This window comes from Pseudomonas sp. JV449 (assembly GCF_032424295.1).
Classification (GTDB): Bacteria; Pseudomonadota; Gammaproteobacteria; order Pseudomonadales; family Pseudomonadaceae; genus Aquipseudomonas; species Aquipseudomonas marginalis.
Genome location: NZ_VYKD01000005.1, coordinates 379667 through 398385 on the forward strand (window position 1 = coordinate 379667; position 18719 = coordinate 398385).

Consider the following 18719-nt stretch of genomic DNA (forward strand, 5'->3'; position numbering starts at 1 on the left):
ATGTCGTTAGGACCTTTTTGGCCGGCGCGCTGGATCGCCAGTTACCCCGATATGGGCGCGGCGGTTGAGGGCGTTCTGCCGCGCTTGCCCGGGCAAACCCTGCTTTCAAAAAAGGCGCCTGAGTGGAGTACCGGTGTGCAGAAAGCTGCCAGTGGTCGACGCCGGACCACGGCTTACTACCCGGCGCCGCTGTGGTCTTTCCAACTGAGCTACAACGCCGTGCGCAAGCGCCCCGGCTTGGATGAATGGTCGAGGCTGATTGAGTTCTTTAATCAGCGCAAAGGGCAATTCGGTGAGTTCCTGTTCTTTGATCGTAGCGATCACCTGGTAACGCTTCAGCGCTTTGGCACCGGGGACGGCACCACGCGAACATTTCAGCTTTCCCGGGAGATCGGTCACTGGGTGGAGCCGGTGTACGGCGTCGTCAATGTGGACGTCGTCACTGTCAGTGGTGCTCCTACTTCAGCCTTCACTGTGGATGAGCTGGGGCGCATCACCTTCACGGTGGCCCCACCCATCAATGCGGCGCTGGTGTGGAGTGGGGCGTTTTACTTTCGCTGTGCTTTTGATGCGGACTCGCTGGACGGAGCTCAGCCTTATCGCGCGATCTGGGAACTTAAAAACATCGCGTTCACGAGTATCAAACCATGATCGATGCCACACCTGAACTGAAAGCCTTTCTGGCCACGGCGCGCAGTTTCGTCATGGCGGATCTGTACACGATTGCCCTGGCCAGCGGCCAGGTGCTGCGTTACACCGATGCGGGTTTGCAGATCTTCTATGCCGGACAGAACTACTCGGCCAGCGGGCCGCTGATCAAACGCACCGGCGTACGTGCGGTGCGCGGGATTGAGGTCGACACGTTGAACGTGACCTTTACCGCCGGCATGGACGACACCGTGTTCGGCGAGCCCTTGCTGCCATTCATTGCCAGCGGCGGTTTTGACGGGGCCACCCTGAACCTTGTCCGAGCGTTTATGGCGGACTGGCGGTCGCCCGTGGTGGGCACGGTCACACGTTTTATCGGGCGTGTCGCGGAGGTGGATCCTGCCGACCGCGAGCAGGCGACGGTGACAGTAAAGTCGCCGATCGAGCTGCTGGATACCAAGGTGCCCCGGGGCGTTTATCAGCCCTCGTGCCTGCGCACGGTGTACAGCGCCGATTGCGGGGTGAACCGTGCCCTATTTGAAACCGTGGGTGTGGTCCAGGGCGGCAGCACGGCCCTGCGTGTGAACTCCAATGTGCCCGCCACCCAGGGCTGGTTCGACCAGGGCGTGATTCGTTTTGTGAACGGTGCCAATGCAGGTGTGACAAGAACCGTACGCCGATTCACTGCCGATGGCGCCGTGACGATGATCCTGGGGCTGCCAGGCGTGCCAGTGGCAGGTGATCAGTTTCTGATTTACCCGGGTTGCCCACGGACGCTGGATGCCTGCACCAACAAATTCGGCAACCGAGCGCGATACCGGGGTATGCCGTTCATTCCCGTCGCGGAGACATCGGTATGAGCCCGTTCGAAGTGCTGCAACGTGATGCCGTGGTCGCGCAGGCCGAGCGTTGGTTGCGCACGCCGTACCAGCACCGGCAGCACCTGCTCGGTGTTGGCGTCGATTGCGCCTGGTTGCTGATTGAGGTGTATCACGCCGCCGGGTTGATTCCCTGGATCGATCCCGGGGCTTATGCCCAGGACTGGCACCTGCATCGCAGTGAGGAGCGTTATCTGGGCTGGCTGGAGTTGTATGGCCGGCAGATCGATACGCCACAGCGTGGTGACGTCGCGGTCTGGAAATTCGGCCGGACCTTCAGCCACGGCGCGGTGGTGGTCGATGAGCACCGCATCATTCACGCCTATCGGGACATCGGCGTCGAGTTTGCAGACATGCGCGAGGAGCGGCTCTCCAGCCACACCGTGCGTTATTACACACTTAACCGATATGGAGTCAGCGATGGGGGGCAGCAGTAGTACCATTTCCAACAGTGCGACACGTATCAACGCGCTGCAGATCCAGAGCAGTGCCAGTGGCAAGCCGATCGCCTGGATCGCCGGCCGTAATCGCATCAGCCCTAACCTCATTTATTACAGTGACTTTGAAGCGGTCGCCAAAACCACGACGAAAAAGTCGGGGGGTAAGGGCGGCGGCGGGGCCACCCAAAAAGACACAACCTACACCTACTACGCGGCGATCATTTTGGCCGTCGGGCGAGGCCCACTGGGTGCGATTCACCGCGTATTTCGTGACAAAGAGGTGTTTTCCTCACTGGCGCAGATTGGCTTGAACTACGCCAATGGCACTCATGATCAGGCGGTGTGGGGTTTTCTTCAAACTCGCCACCCTGCCGAAGCGATTGCCTACGCTGACACGGCCTACGTTTTTTCCAGCAGGTACCTGCTCAACGACAACGCCGGCGTCCAGAATCATACCTTTGAGGTGGACGGTCGTTATCAGGTGCCCGGGCTGCCGGATGCCAACCCGGGTGACTTCCTGCCCGGGCTTTTGCTCGATCCTTTGGACGGAATCGGTTTTACCCCCGCATGGGTCGCGGATATGTCTAACTACCGCAACTATTGCTTAGCGGAAAACTTACTCTTGAGTCCGGTGCTCGACGAGCAGGCGCCGGCGAATGAGGCCATCGCGCGCTGGTTGCAACTGACCAACAGCGAGCTGGTGTGGTCCGCCGGTCAACTCAAGGTGATCCCCTACGGCGACCAGGCCGTCACCGGTAACGGCGTGACGTGGTTTCCGAACATCACGCCGGTGGCAGATCTGACCGATGACGATTTCCTTTCAGAAGACGGTGAGCCTCCGGTTTCGCTCAAGATCAAGAGCCAGGCCGACAGCTACAACGAAGTGTCGCTAGAGATCCTCGATCGCGATCACGAGTACAACACCGACGTGGTGCGTGCGCCTGATCAGGCTGCCATTGAGCAGTTTGGCTCCAAGCCGATGGACACCATCAAAGCGTACGAGATCTGCAATATCGCCATTGGAGCCCATGCGGCGCAGTTGTTGGTGCAACGCAAGCTGTATGTGCGCAATGAATACGAGTTCTCCCTCGGCTGGCAGCATGTGCTCCTCGAACCCATGGACCTGGTGACGATCACTGAGCCTGGCTTGAACCTGCATCAGCGCCTGGTCCGGCTGATTTCGGTTGAGGAGGACGAGCTGGGTAAGTTGGCGATCGTGGCCGAGGATGCGTTGCTGGGTGTCGGCAGTGCCCCGAATTATCCAGTGCAGAGTAAGAGCGGTTATCAGGGCAATCAGAACGTTGCCCCAGGCCCCGTTCTTGCGCCCATCATGTTCAACCCGCCCGAGAGCTTGTTGCCCGCCGGCACATTGCAGATCTGGGGCGGTGTTGCCGGTGTGGGTGAGGCCTGGGGCGGTTGTGAGATCTGGATCAGCGCCGATGGCGACAGCTATAGGTTAGCGGAGACGATTTACGGCAGGGCGCGCATGGGGCAACTGACGACCACGCTGGCCGCTGGAAGCGATCCTGACACGGTCAATAGCATGTCCGTGCAACTGGCAGCGGCAACCGAGCTGGCAGCGGCCACGACCGCCGAGGCGGACAGTGGCGCCACGCTGTGTTGGGTGGCCGGCGAGCTGCTGAGTTACCGCGACGCGGTGCTCACCGGCATTGGAGGCTATGAGCTGAGCTATCTGCGACGCGGGCGTCTGAGCACGGCCATCACCAGTCACTCGGCCGGTTCACCCTTTGTGCGGTTGGATGATGCCGTCTGGAAGTACAGCTACACATCCGACCAGGTCGGCAAGACTGTCTGGGTCAAGTTCCGCTCATTTAACGTGTTCGGACGAGCACTTGAGGATCTGGCGGATGTCACTGCCTACAGCGTCACGTTATCGCCGGCTCGGGTAGCGCCTGATATCGCACAAAACCTCGCACTGGTCGGTGCCTTCGAGGCGCCGTACTTCACCGTCAGTTGGGTGGCCGGAGCTCGTGCCGAGGATCGCTTGGTACGTGTTCGTCACGCGGGCAGTAATGCCCTCCTGCGAGAGGTGGCGACCACCAGCACGGCATTCACGTACCAGCGTGAGGATGCGCTCGTGGATGGCGCGCTCATTCGCAGCTATGGCGTGGAGGTCATCGAGCGCAACGCTGCGGGCCAGGCTCAGTTGGTGTCGTTGTTGGTCACCAATACGGCGCCGGCGCCCGTTACGGGAATCGCCGCCACGGTCACTGGCACCACCACCGCGGATGTCAGTTGCGCGGCCAGTTCAGCTGCAGACACAGCGGGCTATGTGTTTGTGTATTCGACAGAGGAGGACTTTGATCCGGCAACGGCAGGAACGGTCGGCTATCAAGGCGTAACGCGTACGGGGCAGATCACTGGACTGATGCCAGACACTACGTATTACCTCTGCGCTGCAGCGTACGACACGTGGAGCAGTGTGCGCAGTCAACTCAACTTCGCCCCGGCGATCACCTTCAACACCTGATAGAGACTCATCATGCAACCTATTCAATTCTTTGCCGCAAGGGCTGAAGACGGCGTGCTATTGCCCGGAGCAACGGTGAGTGTGCTTGTCTCGGGGAGTGAGACCTTGGCGCCGCTGTTTTCCGATGCAGCGGCGACCGTTGTCCTGGCCAACCCCATGCATGCCGATGCCAGTGCGCGGGTGTTCTTCTACACCACAGCGGCCCGCATCGATATTCAGATTGGTTACGCGGGGTACCGAGCGCCGCTGCTGCAGGGCATCGGTACCAGTGATCCGGTGGATATGATCAATGCGGAAATTGATCGGCTCAACCGAGATATGGTCGATGGAAAAGTGCATGCCACTGTCGCGGCAGGTCTTCTGGCGACGGTTGACGGCCAGTCTTTTTACGTCGAACCCACCTCGCCAGATATATCACGCAGCCTGTATGTGCGGGTCAGTGCCACGGAGGCCAGGCACGTCTCCGATGACCCCTCGGTGGGCTATATCGCAGAGATAGACGTGCGCACCTCTGCGGTTGAGAGCGGCACGTTCAACGGCTTGGAGCTGCGGTTTGTTCGATTGGCAGTAGAGTCCGGTTACACCTGGGCGCTGGTGGATTCGGTTGGACGCATGGCGCTGGGTTGCCGGGTGGATGGCTCACTCGTGGGCAAGTTCATGCTGCGCGACGGCACTGTCGATCGCAACACGCTGAAACTCGACCTCGACGGTTTCATCGCCAAGGCGTTGGACCCTCAGTCGGGATATGCCTGGGCGGTGATCGATACCCTGGGCCGGATTGGGCTGGCTCTTCGTGTGGACGGGACCGTTACCGGGAAGTTCTTGCTCGGCACCGGTGCCGTACCTCGCAAAGCGCTGGGGACCGATCTGTCGGGCTTCATTGCCGTTCAACTGAGCCCAGAGTCCGGCTATGTGTGGGCCGTCGTCGATGCGGTTGGCCGCATTGCCCTGGGCATCACCACAGCCGGCAAAACGGTGGGTAACTTTGATATTCATATTCCCGATGTGACAGGGATTGAATACCTCAAGCCGGTGCACGATCTGCTCTGTGTGGGAGATTCCCTGACAGCCAACAGCAGTCAGGTCACCTGGCGCGAGCAACTGGCGCCACTGATCAGTGCGCGGACCATTGTGAATGGCGGTATTGGCGGTCAGACGTCTCGCCAGATCGCCGCGCGTTTCGGTGCTGGTACCGCACTGCTGACCGTCACGGACAACCAGATCCCGGCCTCGGGTTCGGTGACGGTCACGGCGTTGAGCACCTTATTGCTGTCCACGCCCGCGACCAATTCCGGCACCTACACGTTGACAGGTACCTTGGGCGGCATCCACGGGACGCTGACGTGCACGCACAGTGAGACAGGGGACTCCTCGGACGTTTACACCTTTGCTCGGGATGCTGCCGGAGACGCCCGATACAGCGCGCCCAAGTCGCCGTTTGTACCCGACGTGCCCGGTGACGGGTTTTACACTGAGATTATCTGGATGGGGCGCAACAACCTCGACAACATCGAGCAGATCAAGGCCGACATTCGGGCCATGGTCGCTGTGCAGAAAACCGTTGAAAAACGCTACCTGATCATCACGCCGCCGCTTGGCGGCAACCCGACACCGGGTACGTCAACGGGGGAGGGGGTCGGTACCGCCACTTACAACAACTGTGTCGCGCTGGAAGATTGGGCCACTACCGAGTTCGGAGATCGCGTGATCAAGATCCGCGAGTGGCTGATGCAGTTCAACGACGGCAGCGCCGACGATCTCGACGACGTGGCTAAGGGCGTGGTTCCTCGATCACTGCGGCTGGACATCATTCACAACACCACGATCAGCAACGGGCATATCGCTCGTCGCATTGCCTATGAAATTGACCGGAGGTCCTGGTAATGGCCGGACAAAAAACCGTACTGGATGGCATCACCTTCACCGATACGACGTTGCCCATTCTGCGCTCCGATGCGTTACTGAGTGCGGGGTCGCTGTATCTGTTCGACTTGGGGCATAGCTTGGGTGGCGTGAGCGGAGTGCCGGCAGCGGGTGCTGTTATCCCCAATATCGCTTACGCCGAAGCGGCAGCGGTGCTCGGTGCGGGTACTGAGAGCAGCTTGGCGGGGGTGTTCAGCAGCAATGCGGTCGCAGCTGACGCGCTGTTTGAGCGCACGCCCAAGAAGGGCCTGCACGCCATTTACAGCCAGGTGAACAACACGGTGAGTGGTCATGGTTCACAGATCAATGTCGCAACCGCGATCCGCGACTACATCATCGCTAACAAGACTCACCTGTTCTATTTCTCGGTATGGGCGCACCGGACACGTGCAGCACTCGCAACCGGTCACCGGTACATGGAGATCGGTAGCGGCGGCAACTTCCTGGGATACATGAGTGGTGCCGGAAACACCGGCAAGGCCTCCGGGCTTTACAACGTCGTCGGTGGTGCCAACGCCGTGGCCAACCGGTACTCCTCGATGCGAGCGTCTGCGGGGAGCGGTGATACGGTTGCGGCAGCGGCCGGGAGCATTATTTTCGGTAATGGTGGATCTGGTTCCGCGCTGACCAATCAATGCCCCTCGGACATCTTCTATCGCGGTTACTGCGAGGATCTGACGGTGTCGGGGCGAACTTATGCAGACGTCGATGCCCTCGACAAAGCGCTATGGGATGCCGCTTTCGCGGCAGGTGGCCGGTTTGCGGGTGACACCTTCACGGCGCCGTCGACCTTTCCATAAATTGAATCGAACACCTCCATGCCCGCCGTTATGCGGGCTTTTTTTTGGCTGGAGAAAAGACAATGGCACGACTTACAGCTATCCAAGCGGGCAGCCGCAATGCGTTGGCCTTCCTCGACATGCTCGCTTGGTCCGAGGGGACCAGCACGTCGCCGGCCACTGCCCAGGATGGTTACGACGTCATCGTGACAGGCATCGACAAGAAGCCTGAGATCTTCACGGATTTCAGTGATCACCCCTTCGCACAGGGACGCCGCTCGAAGGTCATCAACAGCAAGGGCCTGACCTCAAATGCCTCGGGCCGGTACCAGCAGATGCTCAAGGACTGGCCGTATTACCGAACACTGCTGGCCTTGCCTGACTTCAGCCCGATCAGCCAGGACCTGCTGGCTCTGCAGCACATCCGCGAATGTCGTGCACTACCGGACGTGCATGCCAGCCGGGTCGAATCCGCGATCGCAAAGTGCCGGAATATTTGGGCAAGCCTGCCTGGTGCAGGGTATGGCCAGCGTGAACACCGGCTTGCCGATCTGATCCAGCAGTACCGCCTGGCGGGTGGAGCACTGTCATGACGGCATTACGGAAAGTGTCGCGCTGCCTGGCCCAAGCCGAGGAGGATCGTCTGTATTTTGAGTGTCCAGGTTGCGGCCTGGCTCATGGCATTTCGCACGGCGCAGGGGTTGGTCCACGGTGGGGGTGGAATGGGAACTTGGACACGCCGACGTTCACGCCGAGCATTCTGGTCCGATACACCTGGTCGGACGGCCCCCGGGTTTGTCATTCGTTCGTGACCGGTGGGCGCATCCAGTTTCTCCAGGACTGCACACACCATCTGGCGGGGCAGACCGTCGACCTGCCCGATTGGGAGGATGAGTAATGCTGACCACGCCACAGAAGTTGGCAGTTTTGTTGATCGCTATGGCTATTGCGTTCGGCGCGGCCTGGCAGGTTCAAGCCTGGCGTTATGCTGGGCAACTTGCGAGCCAGGCGGCGCTACAGGCTGATGATCTGAACAATTTGACCCAGGCCGCGCTACGCCAGCAGCAGACTGAACAGGACAAGCGTCTGGCCACTGAGCAACAACTCGCCACCTCCGATCAACAGCACACCCGAGAACTATCAGATGCTAAACGCAACCAGGCTCTTCTGCGTGATCACCTTGCTACTACTGAACTTCGGCTGTCAGTCCTTCTCGACGCCACGGATCCAGTCAGTGGCTGCGACGTGCCTGCCGCCCCCGGCGCCGGCGGCGTGGTTCATGGAGCCCGTCGAGCCCAACTTGACCCAGCGCATGCTCAACGAATTATCGGGATCACCGATGCCGGAGATCAAGGACTGATCGCTTTAAAAGCGTGCCAGGCATATATAAATGCCTTAATGCGATAACCTATACGTATGCTGCGAGCACGATAGTACTAGCTCTACGTAGAAATAGAGTTTGCGTGCTGTGTAAACTAAGGGCGCTGTTTGGTCAACGTAAAATCAGTTCAAGCTTCGGCTAATGTTTCTCTGCACGCGAAATCTTTCCATCACCCACCTCATCGGAATAGCTTAATAATTTAACTTCCATATCACGATAGTTTAACGCAATCGTCATAATTTCGTTCGCACCTGTCTCATCCCCCTGTGTAAGAAGGGTTTCCGCTGTCCCTAAAAGGTCGATGCTGGCCCATTTTAGAAGATCGGCCGCTTCTCTGAGGTCTCGGCCAAGCTGCTGACATGGTTTAGGGAGCGACATAGGCTATGTGCTCATCAGACCTCTTAACTCAGCTACTGCAAGCGTTAACTTCTCTGCTTGGAACAAAATAGCCTCTCCCAGGCTGTCAAGTCCGTTATCTTTTAACACTGTACCCTCACGTATCAAGCCTTCAGCTGCCTGTTCGAGTTTTCTTGCATATAGCTCAACCTGAAAGTTAGCCGAATGCCCCATAACCGTTCTCCGACTTAGGTGGTTTGGACCAATACAGTCCTATGCAAAAATATAATTTAATACTCTATTTTTTGGGCAGCAACAACCTCTAATCTTTGCTAATAATTGTAAATTTTTTGTAAATAGTTAGTCTTTGCGTTGTTTTGGTGCGCGCGCTCAAGTCTGGTGCGCTATTCTTTTTGTACGGGTGATAACATTTTTTTGGCGTCATAAAAAGTGCAGAAAGATTTTGCCAGCCCGTGATGTATTTTCTTGTTTTTTATTATTTGCAGATTTGGTTGTTTTTAGGCTAAAGATAGCTCGTCGTCCGTCGACATAAGAGGTGACACGCCTTTAGCGTGAAACGCTCCGTTATCTAATGATGCTTCGTTAGGAGAAGGTCATGACCAGCAGCAACCAAATGGCTCGTTCCGGGTTGACCGTTAAGTGGCGGTTGATGCTCTCCACTTTCATCATCATTGCCGCTTTCTTTGGATTGTCGGCTTATCTGATTTATCAGATAAAAGTAGCGACTGATAATACCGGTGCGTTGTTTAATCAGGACTTTGCTAATATGGAGAAGGTCGATGGTATTGATGGTCTGCTAACTAGGGCAGATATCAATATTCTACGGATGATTGCAATAGGTGACCCCATACAGATTCCTGAATGGAAAAAACAGAACGAAAGTTCATTTGTTCAGATTGATGATTTAGTTTCTTCTCTGGCAGGACGAGCATCCGGCGCACCTTCAAATAATGATGCTGAAAAACTTAAAAGTGATTATGAAAAGATGCGTGACGGTATGCGCCATCAAACTGCTGTTATTGAGTCGGGCGATATTGCTGGTGCTGCGAAAGTTAACCGAGAGGAAGTGAAGCCTTTTGCGGAGAGGGTTTTCCAGACGCTTCACTCGATGCGCGAGCTGGGCAAAAATCAAGCAGGTCAGAGGTATAAGGAGCAATTAGCGAGTGCTGATTTCACTCGCGGGATGGCCTTAGTTACGACGCTTTTAATAGTGGTTCTTAGCGTTATTATTACTCTATTCACCACGCGTAGTATTATTGGATCAATCGGCGGTGAGCCTAGCATGGTTGCTGATTTTACTCGTAATATCGCCGAAGGTGATCTCACCAAATCGATCACGGTTTCGAAAGGCGATGAAACCAGCGTCGTATTTGCGGTAGGTGTAATGCAGCAACAGCTAAGACAAACACTACAGCAAATCTTTAATTCGTCGAAACAACTCTCTGACGCTGCCGAAAAATTGACGACTGTTACTGAAGTTAGTGCTAGTAGCATGAAACGTCAAAATGATGAATTGGATATGGCTGCAACAGCGGTGAATGAGATGACCAGCGCCGTCGAAGAGGTTGCGCGTAACGCTGAACATACCGCTCGTTCCTCGGGAAGCGCTACCGGCGCAGCAGAAGAGGGTATGGCACTAGTTAGGCAAACCTCTATAGCAGTCGACAATGTGGGGAATGACATCGGCAAGACATCGAATTTGCTAGGGGATTTGGCGGAGCAGTCTCGTGATATAGGCAAGGTTCTAGATGTCATTCGGGGCCTTGCAGAACAAACAAATTTACTGGCATTAAACGCTGCGATCGAAGCGGCGCGAGCGGGGGAGGCAGGTCGAGGCTTCGCAGTGGTAGCCGATGAAGTCCGTGCGCTCGCCCATCGCACACAACAGTCAACTACTGAGATAGAGCGTTTGGTAACTAATGTTCAGAATGGTACAGAGCTTGCTGTAGGTTCTATGATCAGTAACACTGAGCTTGTGACAAAAACACTTAGCATTGCAGAAGGCGCCAACGAAGCGCTGGGTAGAATTAATTCAGCTGTAAGTGAAATCAATGATCTAAACCTTGTGATTGCCAGTGCATCGCAAGAGCAGGCGCATGTTGCGCGAGAGGTCGATCGCAATCTGGTAAATATCCGTGATCTGTCCGCTCAGTCAACTCAAGGCGCTGCTCACACGATGGGAGCGAGTCAAGAGTTGTCGCGCTTGGCTACAGATCTTAGTGCAATTGTTAGTCGTTTTCGACTGAGCTAACAAGTCAGGATGATTTGGGAGTTACCTGTTAAAGACTTTTTTTGGGCTAATGGGTGACCTCTACATTTGTGGAGGCTCGCCCAAGAGCTACCTGTCCCAGCAGAACTGGATATCAGCATCTATCAGATTGCAGTTTTACCACTAGCCCAGTTTCGCCAGTCTTAGGGCATATCAGGTTCTCAAAGAAGTATTTACAACGAAGTAAAGGAGCGGCCGGGCAAGATGCGTCAACATCTAACCCGGTCACTTTCCCCGCAGACTATACCTGCAAGTCCAGCCAAGGCTCCTGCTTCGTGCACAAAGCGATATGAGCCTAGCACTGTTTATCCATACAGCAAAGGTCTTGCTTTTATGTCCTCCCCCATTATCCCTTGGATGGGCGGTAAACGCCGTCTAGCCGATCGCCTTATCCCACTCTTTCCACCTCATGAATGTTACGTCGAGGTCTTCGCTGGCGGCGCCGCACTCTACTTCTTGCGCCCTCAGGCTGCGCCGGTTGAGGTTCTCAATGACATCAACGGCGACCTAGTGACGCTGTACCGCGTGGTACAGAACCACCTGGAAGAATTTGTGCGCCAGTTCAAGTGGGCGCTCAGTTCGCGCCAGGTATTCGAGTGGCAGAAGATGACCCGCCCTGAAACCCTCACCGACATCCAGCGCGCGGCTCGGTTTTTCTACCTGCAGCACCATGCCTTTGCTGGCAAGGTGACGGGGCAGACGTTTGGTACTGCGACAACAGGCCCGGCGATCAATCTGTTGCGGATCGAGGAAAATCTATCTGCAGCTTGGCAGCGCCTTTCCGGCACCTATGTCGAAAACCTGGGTTGGCTAGAGTGCGCAGAGCGCTACGACCGTGAGCACACTTTCCACTACATGGATCCGCCTTACTGGCAGACGGCTGGCTATGGCGTGGACTTTCCCTTTGAGAACTACGAGCGGATGTCCGATTTTATGCGCCGTTGTAAGGGCAAGGTGATGGTCAGCGTCAACGATCATCCTGAGATCCGGCGCGTCTTTGATGGGTTTCACTTCGAGATGATTGATATTCGATATAGCACCGCGAATCAGCGGCAGGGGAAAGCGGAAGTCAGTGGAGAGTTGGTCATCATGAATTGGGAGCCGGCAGCATTGGGCTGCCTGTTCTAATAGGAGCACGCCGCCGTGTTGTGCGGTGGCGCGTTGTCCTCATTGAACTAACGTTGCCCCTTTAGCTCGTATTGCAGTCTTTCAATCTCACATTGGGTAACGGATGGATAAGCAACTCGCAGGTCTTTCATTTCTGCTTACCCTCGTGTGAATCTCCGCAGTCGCCTTTGTCATGTGGTACCTCAGTTGATGGGCCGGCTCGATCAGTTCTGACCCCTGATTTCTAACATTACCCACGGCCTTACCTACGGGGAACCATTCAAACTCTTCCGTGGGTTGGCACAACTCCTTTGCAATTTCCTCCGCTCGCGACGGAGTTATGGTGGGGTCAAACCACTCGTTGGCATGCTCTGGGGTCAGTGCTAAGGGGTGCCGGTCGTGGCGTGCGCATCAACACCGGTGGCCAAGAGCGGACGCAAAAATATACGGCGAACGTCCCGCAAACTGTGCGCTGATCGCCCAGGTTCTCTGCAAGCCGCTCAAGTTTCAACGCCTGGCGTGGATAGCGTATTACAACCATTTACTCGCAGTCCGGAGCTTCTACATGTTCGCCCACTTGAAAGTCCGCACAGGCATGATCGGCGTGTTGGTGTTATTCGTCATCGCGCTGATGTTCTCGATCGTCAACAGTTGGTCATCGGCTGTGCGCAGCTATGATCAGGTCGACGAGCTCAGACACACTTCACAACAGATTGACGGCATCAACAATTCGCTGTTGTTGGCCATTCGTACCAGTGCCAATGTGTCATCGGCCTTTATTGAAACGGTAGGTGGTCGACTTGAGGATGCAGAGGCCCGGCTGGTGCGCAGTGAAGGCATCTGGAGCGATGCCATCGCCAAACTCAATGCATCAACGGCCGACATTAGCGACCCAAAACTTCAAGCGCTAGCCAACGAACTGAAGGCCGCGTTCGCCGAGTACGGTACCGCCATCGTCGGCCAACGCGCCGCGACGCGTGCACGCTCGGCGGACCAGTATTTTGTGGTCAACATCAGCGCTGGCAAGGGCATGACCAAACTTCAGGAGATCCGGGTGAATCTGGTCGGCGCCCTGGATGCCCGCGCCGCTGAAATCAATCAAGAGGCCAGTGACCGCCTGGCAACCGCCAAGCGGCTATCCCTGGCACTGGCATGTATCACCCTGGCGCTGGCGGTGATTTGCTGGATGTTCATCTCCGGCCGTGTACTGCGTCCGCTTCGTGAAGCCGGTGAGCATTTCAAGCGCATCGCCAACGGCGACCTGACCCAAGAGGTCGCGGCCCCGAGCCGCAACGAAATCGGTGACTTGTTCGTTGAACTTCAGCGCATGCAAGCCAGCCAGCGAAACACCTTGATCCTGATTTCCGGTTCTGCGACTCAGTTGGCCTCGGCGGCCGAAGAGCTCAACGCAGTGACCGAAGAAAGCAACCGTGGCCTGCAGCAACAAGACATGCAACTTGAACAAGCCGCCACGGCGGTTAACCAGATGACCAGCGCCGTCGAAGAAGTAGCGCGCAATGCCGTCTCCACTTCGCAAGCGGCGACAGCGTCAAACACGCTGTCGGAGAAAAGTCGTCGACAAGTTCGCGAAAACATCGCGGGTACTCAGTTGATGACAACTGAAATCCAGGGCAGCGCAGAGCGTATCCAGCACTTGGCCGGCGAAGTGCGCAACATCGGCAAGGTGTTGGATGTGATCCGTGCCGTGTCGGAGCAGACTAACCTGCTGGCCCTCAATGCCGCTATCGAGGCCGCCCGCGCCGGCGAGGCGGGGCGCGGCTTTGCCGTGGTCGCCGATGAAGTCCGAACACTCGCCTATCGCACTCAGGAGTCTACTCGCGAGATCGAGCAGATGATCGGCAGCGTGCAGACCACCGCCGAGCAAGCTGTTGAGTCGATGCGCGATAGCACCCTGCGCGCGCAAGGTACTCTGGAAATCACTCAAGCTTCCGGCGCGGTACTTGAAGACATCTTTGCTGCCATCGGCCAGATCAACGAACGCAATCTGGTCATCGCCAGTGCCGCGGAAGAGCAGGCTCAAGTTGCCCGTGAAGTGGACAGCAACCTGGTTGCCATCCGTGACCTGTCCGCGCAGTCTGCGGCCGGCGCTCTGCAGACCAACGCGGCGAGTCACGAGTTGTCGCGTCTGGCGGTCGAGTTGAACAACCTCGTGTCCCGTTTTCGTACCTGAGTGAACCGAGATCAGATATAGGCTCCGACCACCCGCTTTACGGTGGTCAGCGCTTCACGCAGGGTCTCCATGCTTACCGAGCCGAGCGCCAGCCGTATGGCATGAGGTACGTGAGCCGAGGTGCAAAACGGCTCGGCCGTCGAGACCGACACGTGCTCGCGCATCAATTCCAGCGCGACTTGGTCCGCCCTTGCATCCTCTGCCAGCGGCAGCCACAGAAAGTACGAAGCGGGGTGACGTATCACTGGCAACCCTGACAGCACCAAGTCGGCCAAGGCCTGTCGGGCTCGGGCATCGGCGCGTTTTTGCGTTTCCAGTGCGGCGACCGTGCCATCGTCGAGCCAAGCGCAGGTGATGGCCGTCATGACGCCGGGTGTGTTCCAGGTCGTGGCCTTGCCCACTCGATAACTGTCCCATCATGCTGCGTACTCTCCCGCTGGCCGATGAGCAGATTTTGCCCCAGGCCATTCATAGGAAACAAAGCGCGTTTGGGCAGACCTGGTGTGGGGCAAAAATGGGGCAAATCGTACGCCAACCTATGCCACCCAATGCCATTTATGCATCTATGCAACCTGCTGTGAACAGCCGCCGTAGCCAATAACCACGGGCCTATGCCTCAAAATCACAGACATACTCTTACACAATCGGGGTGTGGGAGGACAGATCGGACGTGTTTTTACTCATTGGATAATAGGCAAATTCGTTGAAAGGAGTGGGGCAAAGGTGGGGCGCTCGGCCCTGCTGATTTTGCAATGGCTGCAAGGTTAACACGCGAGGTCGGCCCTTCGCAGGTCGCAAACGGATAGGTAAAACGCAAAGTGGGATGGCGCATTTGTTTAAATGCGCAGGGACGTGTCGCTATTGGCGCGCAGCCGAAAATGCCTCCCTCAGTACGATGAGGCGATCGCCTTGGCCAGTTGCATGTCGGACATAAGAGGCGAGGCGTAGGTCGCGCGATAGTACCGAGATGCCTGTTCGAACTCAGCACCGCGGATCTCGCCGTCCGAACCGATAAAGGCGAGGGCATCGGTTTTGGAGGATGTGAAAAGCTTTGGCGCATCGGTCGTGAGAACGCTGGCTCCCCCAATCAGGATGGTGGGCACGAACGTCGTGTACATCAGCGCTTTATCGAAAGGGTTGGCGTTTTCAGCCGCCGCTACCGGGTTGCCGATCACTGCCACGGCAGCGATCGCCAGCGTCTTCCATGAGCCCATTCTTCGATGCTTCCATTTCTGTGAGAGGCCGCACGATAGCAGAGGCGGTCCCTTTGCAGATATAAGGCGCTGCCGAGCACAATGAATCCCGCGCTGAAGATGCGCTTTCGATTGAAGCAGGTCCACTGAAAGGTATTGCGAGTGCATAATTAATGCATGAATGATGCAAATTAGCATTTGCCAACCCCAAAAACTCCCGTCACTATCGCCGCTATGCAAAAACGCAACGTTTCTATCGTCTTAAGAGAACTGCTGGACCGCGACCGGATCTCCCCCACGGAGCTTCACCGGCGTACTGGCGTGCCTCAATCCACGTTGTCCCGGATTCTCAGCGGCAAGATCGTTGATCCGTCGGATAAACACATCTCGCGTATCGCCGAGTACTTCCGCGTCAGCACCGATCAACTGCGCGGGCGTGCGGCGGTGGGGGCTTTGCGCGATGACGGGCGCGACCCGACGCATTCGGAACTCAAGGATATAAGCCTGTGGGACGATGACACCCCCGTTAATGATGACGAGGTGTCGATCCCCTTTCTGCGCGAGGTTGAATTGGCTGCTGGATCAGGAAGATTCGTCATCGAGGAAAGCGAGAAGGCCAGCCTGCGTTTTGGAAAGCGCAGCCTGCGACATAACGGTGTGCAGTTCGACCAGGCCAAGTGTGTGACGGTGCGCGGCAACAGTATGTTGCCGGTACTGCGCGACGGCGCGACGGTCGGCGTGAATGCTGGCAAAAGTGGCATCGGCGACATCGTCGATGGCGACTTGTATGCCATCAATCACAATGGCCAGCTGCGGGTTAAACAGCTCTATCGCCTGCCTTCCGGGATTCGCCTGCGCAGTTTCAATCGCGATGAACACCCGGATGAGGACTACAGCTTCCAGGATATCCAGGATGAGCAGATCAGCATCCTCGGTCATGTGTTCTGGTGGGGGATGTACGCCCGTTAACCTCCTTGCGTAAGAGAGAGCCCGCCATCGAGCGGGCTTTTTTTCGCCCGTGGAAAATCGCCAAACCCTTTGCCCGCAAGGCATTAAATGCATCAGTGCATTATCATGGTGAAATAAATGCATTTGTGCATTGACTGTATATGCATACATGCATATCCTTCATCTCAAGCCAGCCAACAAGGCCTGGTGGAGGCGGCAAGGATGCTGCCAAGGAAGACAAGGAAGGCACGCAACATCGGCAAGGACGCCATCAGAGCGATGGCAGGGATGCCAGGCAACACCGGCAAGGATGCCGACGCTCTTTAGTGACACCGCTTCAGCAACAGGCAGCGATGAACCGGCCTTAACGGTTCAGAGGGTTGGCAACTGACCCGGGTGTGCAGCGTAAAGCACCAGAAGCAGTTATCCGGCAGACAGGGATCGTGGTCGGAAAAACATCGAGGAAAGATCCGTACCGCGCCAGTAGCGCCGAAAGATCGACGCTGGACCGCATTACTGAAAAGCCTGGGCAACCGGGCTTTTTGGAATGCCTACCTATACATGGATTTACCCAAAAGCCGGTGCGTTGCCGGCATTGCTCAGCCAGGAGGCGTGACATGACAAACGAGCAGCAAGCGTTAGCGGAAATGCCTATCTGGCTGGTGATCGCACTGGCGCTGATTGGCGGCGTATCCGGCGAAATGTGGCGTGCCGACAAGGAGGGCGCCCGCGGTTGGTCGCTGGTCCGGCGTCTGGCCCTGCGGTCCGGGGCGTGCATGGTCTGCGGGGTTTCGGCATTGATGCTGTGCTACGCCGCCGGCATGTCGATCTGGACCGCCGGCGCCATTGGTTGCCTGACGGCCATGGCCGGCGCAGACGTCGCCATCGGCCTTTATGAACGCTGGGCGGCCAAGCGCATCGGGGTCAACGAAGCGCCGACATCCCGCTCGGATCAGCAGTAACTGCTGCAAGGACGCAACTGATGACACTTATCGAAAAACCCTCCCAACTGCCTGTAGCCATTGAGGGGGCGCTGAAGCGTGCCTTCCCACAATTACAGGTAGGCAACCACCAGGACGTTGGCGGCGCCGGGGATCACACTGGCGTGCTGATCAGCGTGGAACGCAACGGCCCCGGTGTGCGTTCCCGTGAAGGGCGCAAGGCGCATGCCTTGTCGGTATCACTCAGGGTTACGGTCGCCAGCGCGGCGGCGCCTTTTGACGCGTGCGACCTGGCCAGCCAATTGATGGACCTGGCCCTGGATAACCGCTGGGGCCTGCCGTCGGACCAGTGCGATTTACCCACGGCCGTCGTCGCGGCGCCCTCTGGGCTCGCCAGCGCCGAAACGGACTACGACACCTGGACCGTGTCCTTCACCCAAACCCTCTATCTCGGCCCGTCGTTGCTCGAAGACCCCACCGGCACACCGCTGTTTGCCCGCACCTGGGAAGTCTCGGACATCGACGATCCGGATCAATATCGGCCCCTGCAGGAGTAGTCCATGTTCGACGCATTGTTACGCATGCAACTGGGGCCGATTGTCGAGCGCCTGGCGGAAATGGAAGCCCAGCTCGAAGACCTGTATCGACGCGCGGACAGTTTCTGCCGCATTGGCGTGTGCCAGGAGGTCGACGCTGCCAGCAATACCTGCAAGGTCAGCCATGGTGAGTTGCTTACCCCGGCGATTCGGTTCTTCAACCCCAGCGCCGGTGCGCAGACCGAAACCCGTATTCCGTCGGTGGGCGAGCAATGCCTGTTGCTCAACTACGGTGGTGGGGAAGGGGGCATGCAGTCTGTGGCGCTGTTCGGGCTGAACAGTAGTCTGTTTCCACCGGTGTCCAGCGTGGCCTCGCTGACCCGGCGGCGCCATCAGGATGGCACCCAAAGCGACTACGACGATGCCAGCCACACCTTCAACTGGATTAACGGCCCAACCATGTTCAGCGGATCCCGCGAACAGGTCGACGTCAAGGTCGGTGCTGCCAGCCTGACCCTGAGCGCCCAGGGCATCACCCTGCAACTCGGCGCCACCGGCCTCTCGCTGGATGCCGCCGGTGTGCATTTGAGCGGCCCGCTGGTGGATCACCAGGGCCGCGTGATCAGCCGCGCATAAG

At 57.3% G+C, this 18719-nt stretch carries 18 protein-coding genes and 2 pseudogenes; 16 read left to right on the plus strand and 4 right to left on the minus strand.

The genetic code is table 11. The features are described from left to right. The 9 genes from F6S08_RS06980 to F6S08_RS07020 all read left to right on the plus strand — a co-directional run bounded on the left by F6S08_RS06980 (position 1) and on the right by F6S08_RS07020 (position 8566). Positions 1–651: a DUF2460 domain-containing protein gene (locus F6S08_RS06980; RefSeq protein ID WP_315871443.1), complete on the plus strand. Its 651-nt coding sequence runs from the start codon at positions 1–3 to the stop codon at positions 649–651. Further along, the gene (locus tag F6S08_RS06985; protein ID WP_315871444.1) at positions 648–1508 is read left to right on the plus strand and encodes a DUF2163 domain-containing protein; all 861 of its coding nucleotides are present in this window, start codon (positions 648–650) and stop codon (positions 1506–1508) included. Before F6S08_RS06980 ends, F6S08_RS06985 begins: the two co-directional genes overlap by 4 nt. After that, positions 1505–1963, plus strand: coding sequence for an NlpC/P60 family protein (locus tag F6S08_RS06990; protein ID WP_315871445.1), 459 nt, complete (start codon positions 1505–1507; stop codon positions 1961–1963). The genes F6S08_RS06985 and F6S08_RS06990 overlap by 4 nt, the downstream gene beginning before the upstream one ends. After that, a complete protein-coding gene (locus tag F6S08_RS06995) occupies positions 1947–4457 on the plus strand; it encodes a phage tail protein (protein WP_315871446.1) in 2511 nt (836 codons plus the stop codon). The genes F6S08_RS06990 and F6S08_RS06995 overlap by 17 nt, the downstream gene beginning before the upstream one ends. Positions 4458–4469: 12 nt before the next feature. Continuing rightward, positions 4470–6341 (plus strand): hypothetical protein, encoded by a 1872-nt coding sequence (locus F6S08_RS07000; protein WP_315871447.1) that lies wholly within the window; start codon positions 4470–4472, stop codon positions 6339–6341. Beyond that, a complete protein-coding gene (locus tag F6S08_RS07005; RefSeq protein ID WP_122676992.1) occupies positions 6341–7180 on the plus strand; it encodes a hypothetical protein in 840 nt (279 codons plus the stop codon). Before F6S08_RS07000 ends, F6S08_RS07005 begins: the two co-directional genes overlap by 1 nt. 62 nt (positions 7181–7242) lie before the next feature. Next, positions 7243–7752, plus strand: coding sequence for a glycoside hydrolase family 104 protein (locus F6S08_RS07010; RefSeq protein ID WP_315871448.1), 510 nt, complete (start codon positions 7243–7245; stop codon positions 7750–7752). Continuing rightward, positions 7749–8057 (plus strand): DUF6527 family protein, encoded by a 309-nt coding sequence (locus tag F6S08_RS07015; RefSeq protein ID WP_315871449.1) that lies wholly within the window; start codon positions 7749–7751, stop codon positions 8055–8057. Before F6S08_RS07010 ends, F6S08_RS07015 begins: the two co-directional genes overlap by 4 nt. A gap of 2 nt (positions 8058–8059) precedes the next feature. Continuing rightward, a complete protein-coding gene (locus tag F6S08_RS07020) occupies positions 8060–8566 on the plus strand; it encodes a lysis system i-spanin subunit Rz (protein WP_315871547.1) in 507 nt (168 codons plus the stop codon). A gap of 112 nt (positions 8567–8678) precedes the next feature. On the opposite strand, the gene F6S08_RS07025 is transcribed toward F6S08_RS07020, so the two are convergent. Continuing rightward, complete coding sequence (locus tag F6S08_RS07025) at positions 8679–8918, minus strand: hypothetical protein (protein WP_315871450.1); 240 nt, start codon at positions 8916–8918, stop codon at positions 8679–8681. A gap of 574 nt (positions 8919–9492) precedes the next feature. On the opposite strand from F6S08_RS07025, the gene F6S08_RS07030 reads away from it, so the two are divergent. Together F6S08_RS07030 and F6S08_RS07035 are read left to right on the plus strand one after the other, a co-directional pair. Continuing rightward, on the plus strand, positions 9493–11148 hold the full coding sequence (locus F6S08_RS07030; protein WP_315871451.1) for a methyl-accepting chemotaxis protein: 1656 nt from the start codon (positions 9493–9495) through the stop codon (positions 11146–11148). Positions 11149–11499: 351 nt separating this feature from the next. Next, a complete protein-coding gene (locus F6S08_RS07035) occupies positions 11500–12294 on the plus strand; it encodes a DNA adenine methylase (protein WP_315871452.1) in 795 nt (264 codons plus the stop codon). An 87-nt stretch (positions 12295–12381) separates the two neighbouring features. Here F6S08_RS07035 and F6S08_RS31355 read toward each other — a convergent pair. After that, positions 12382–12663 (minus strand): annotated as a pseudogene (locus F6S08_RS31355) (hypothetical protein); the annotation flags it as partial. Positions 12664–12838: 175 nt separating this feature from the next. Here F6S08_RS31355 and F6S08_RS07045 point away from each other — a divergent pair. Further along, a complete protein-coding gene (locus F6S08_RS07045; RefSeq protein ID WP_315871453.1) occupies positions 12839–14464 on the plus strand; it encodes a methyl-accepting chemotaxis protein in 1626 nt (541 codons plus the stop codon). Between the two features lie 11 nt (positions 14465–14475). Here F6S08_RS07045 and F6S08_RS07050 read toward each other — a convergent pair. After that, a pseudogene (locus F6S08_RS07050) lies at positions 14476–14856 on the minus strand (aminotransferase class I/II-fold pyridoxal phosphate-dependent enzyme); the annotation flags it as partial. A 495-nt stretch (positions 14857–15351) separates the two neighbouring features. Beyond that, positions 15352–15678 carry a DUF2388 domain-containing protein gene (locus F6S08_RS07055; RefSeq protein WP_065926521.1) on the minus strand — a complete coding sequence of 109 codons (327 nt, stop codon included), beginning with the start codon at positions 15676–15678 and terminating at the stop codon, positions 15352–15354. 213 nt (positions 15679–15891) lie between these two features. Here F6S08_RS07055 and F6S08_RS07060 point away from each other — a divergent pair, with 213 nt between their 5' ends. From F6S08_RS07060 to F6S08_RS07075, 4 genes are all read left to right on the plus strand, one after another. Beyond that, a complete protein-coding gene (locus F6S08_RS07060) occupies positions 15892–16626 on the plus strand; it encodes a helix-turn-helix transcriptional regulator (protein ID WP_083221282.1) in 735 nt (244 codons plus the stop codon). A gap of 596 nt (positions 16627–17222) precedes the next feature. Then, positions 17223–17567: a phage holin family protein gene (locus F6S08_RS07065; RefSeq protein WP_027604569.1), complete on the plus strand. Its 345-nt coding sequence runs from the start codon at positions 17223–17225 to the stop codon at positions 17565–17567. A gap of 20 nt (positions 17568–17587) precedes the next feature. Continuing rightward, positions 17588–18103, plus strand: coding sequence for a hypothetical protein (locus F6S08_RS07070; protein WP_065948866.1), 516 nt, complete (start codon positions 17588–17590; stop codon positions 18101–18103). Positions 18104–18106: 3 nt separating this feature from the next. Continuing rightward, positions 18107–18718, plus strand: a complete 612-nt coding sequence (locus tag F6S08_RS07075; RefSeq protein ID WP_315871454.1) for a phage baseplate assembly protein V — start codon at positions 18107–18109, stop codon at positions 18716–18718. The last annotated feature ends 1 nt before the right edge of the window (position 18719 follow it).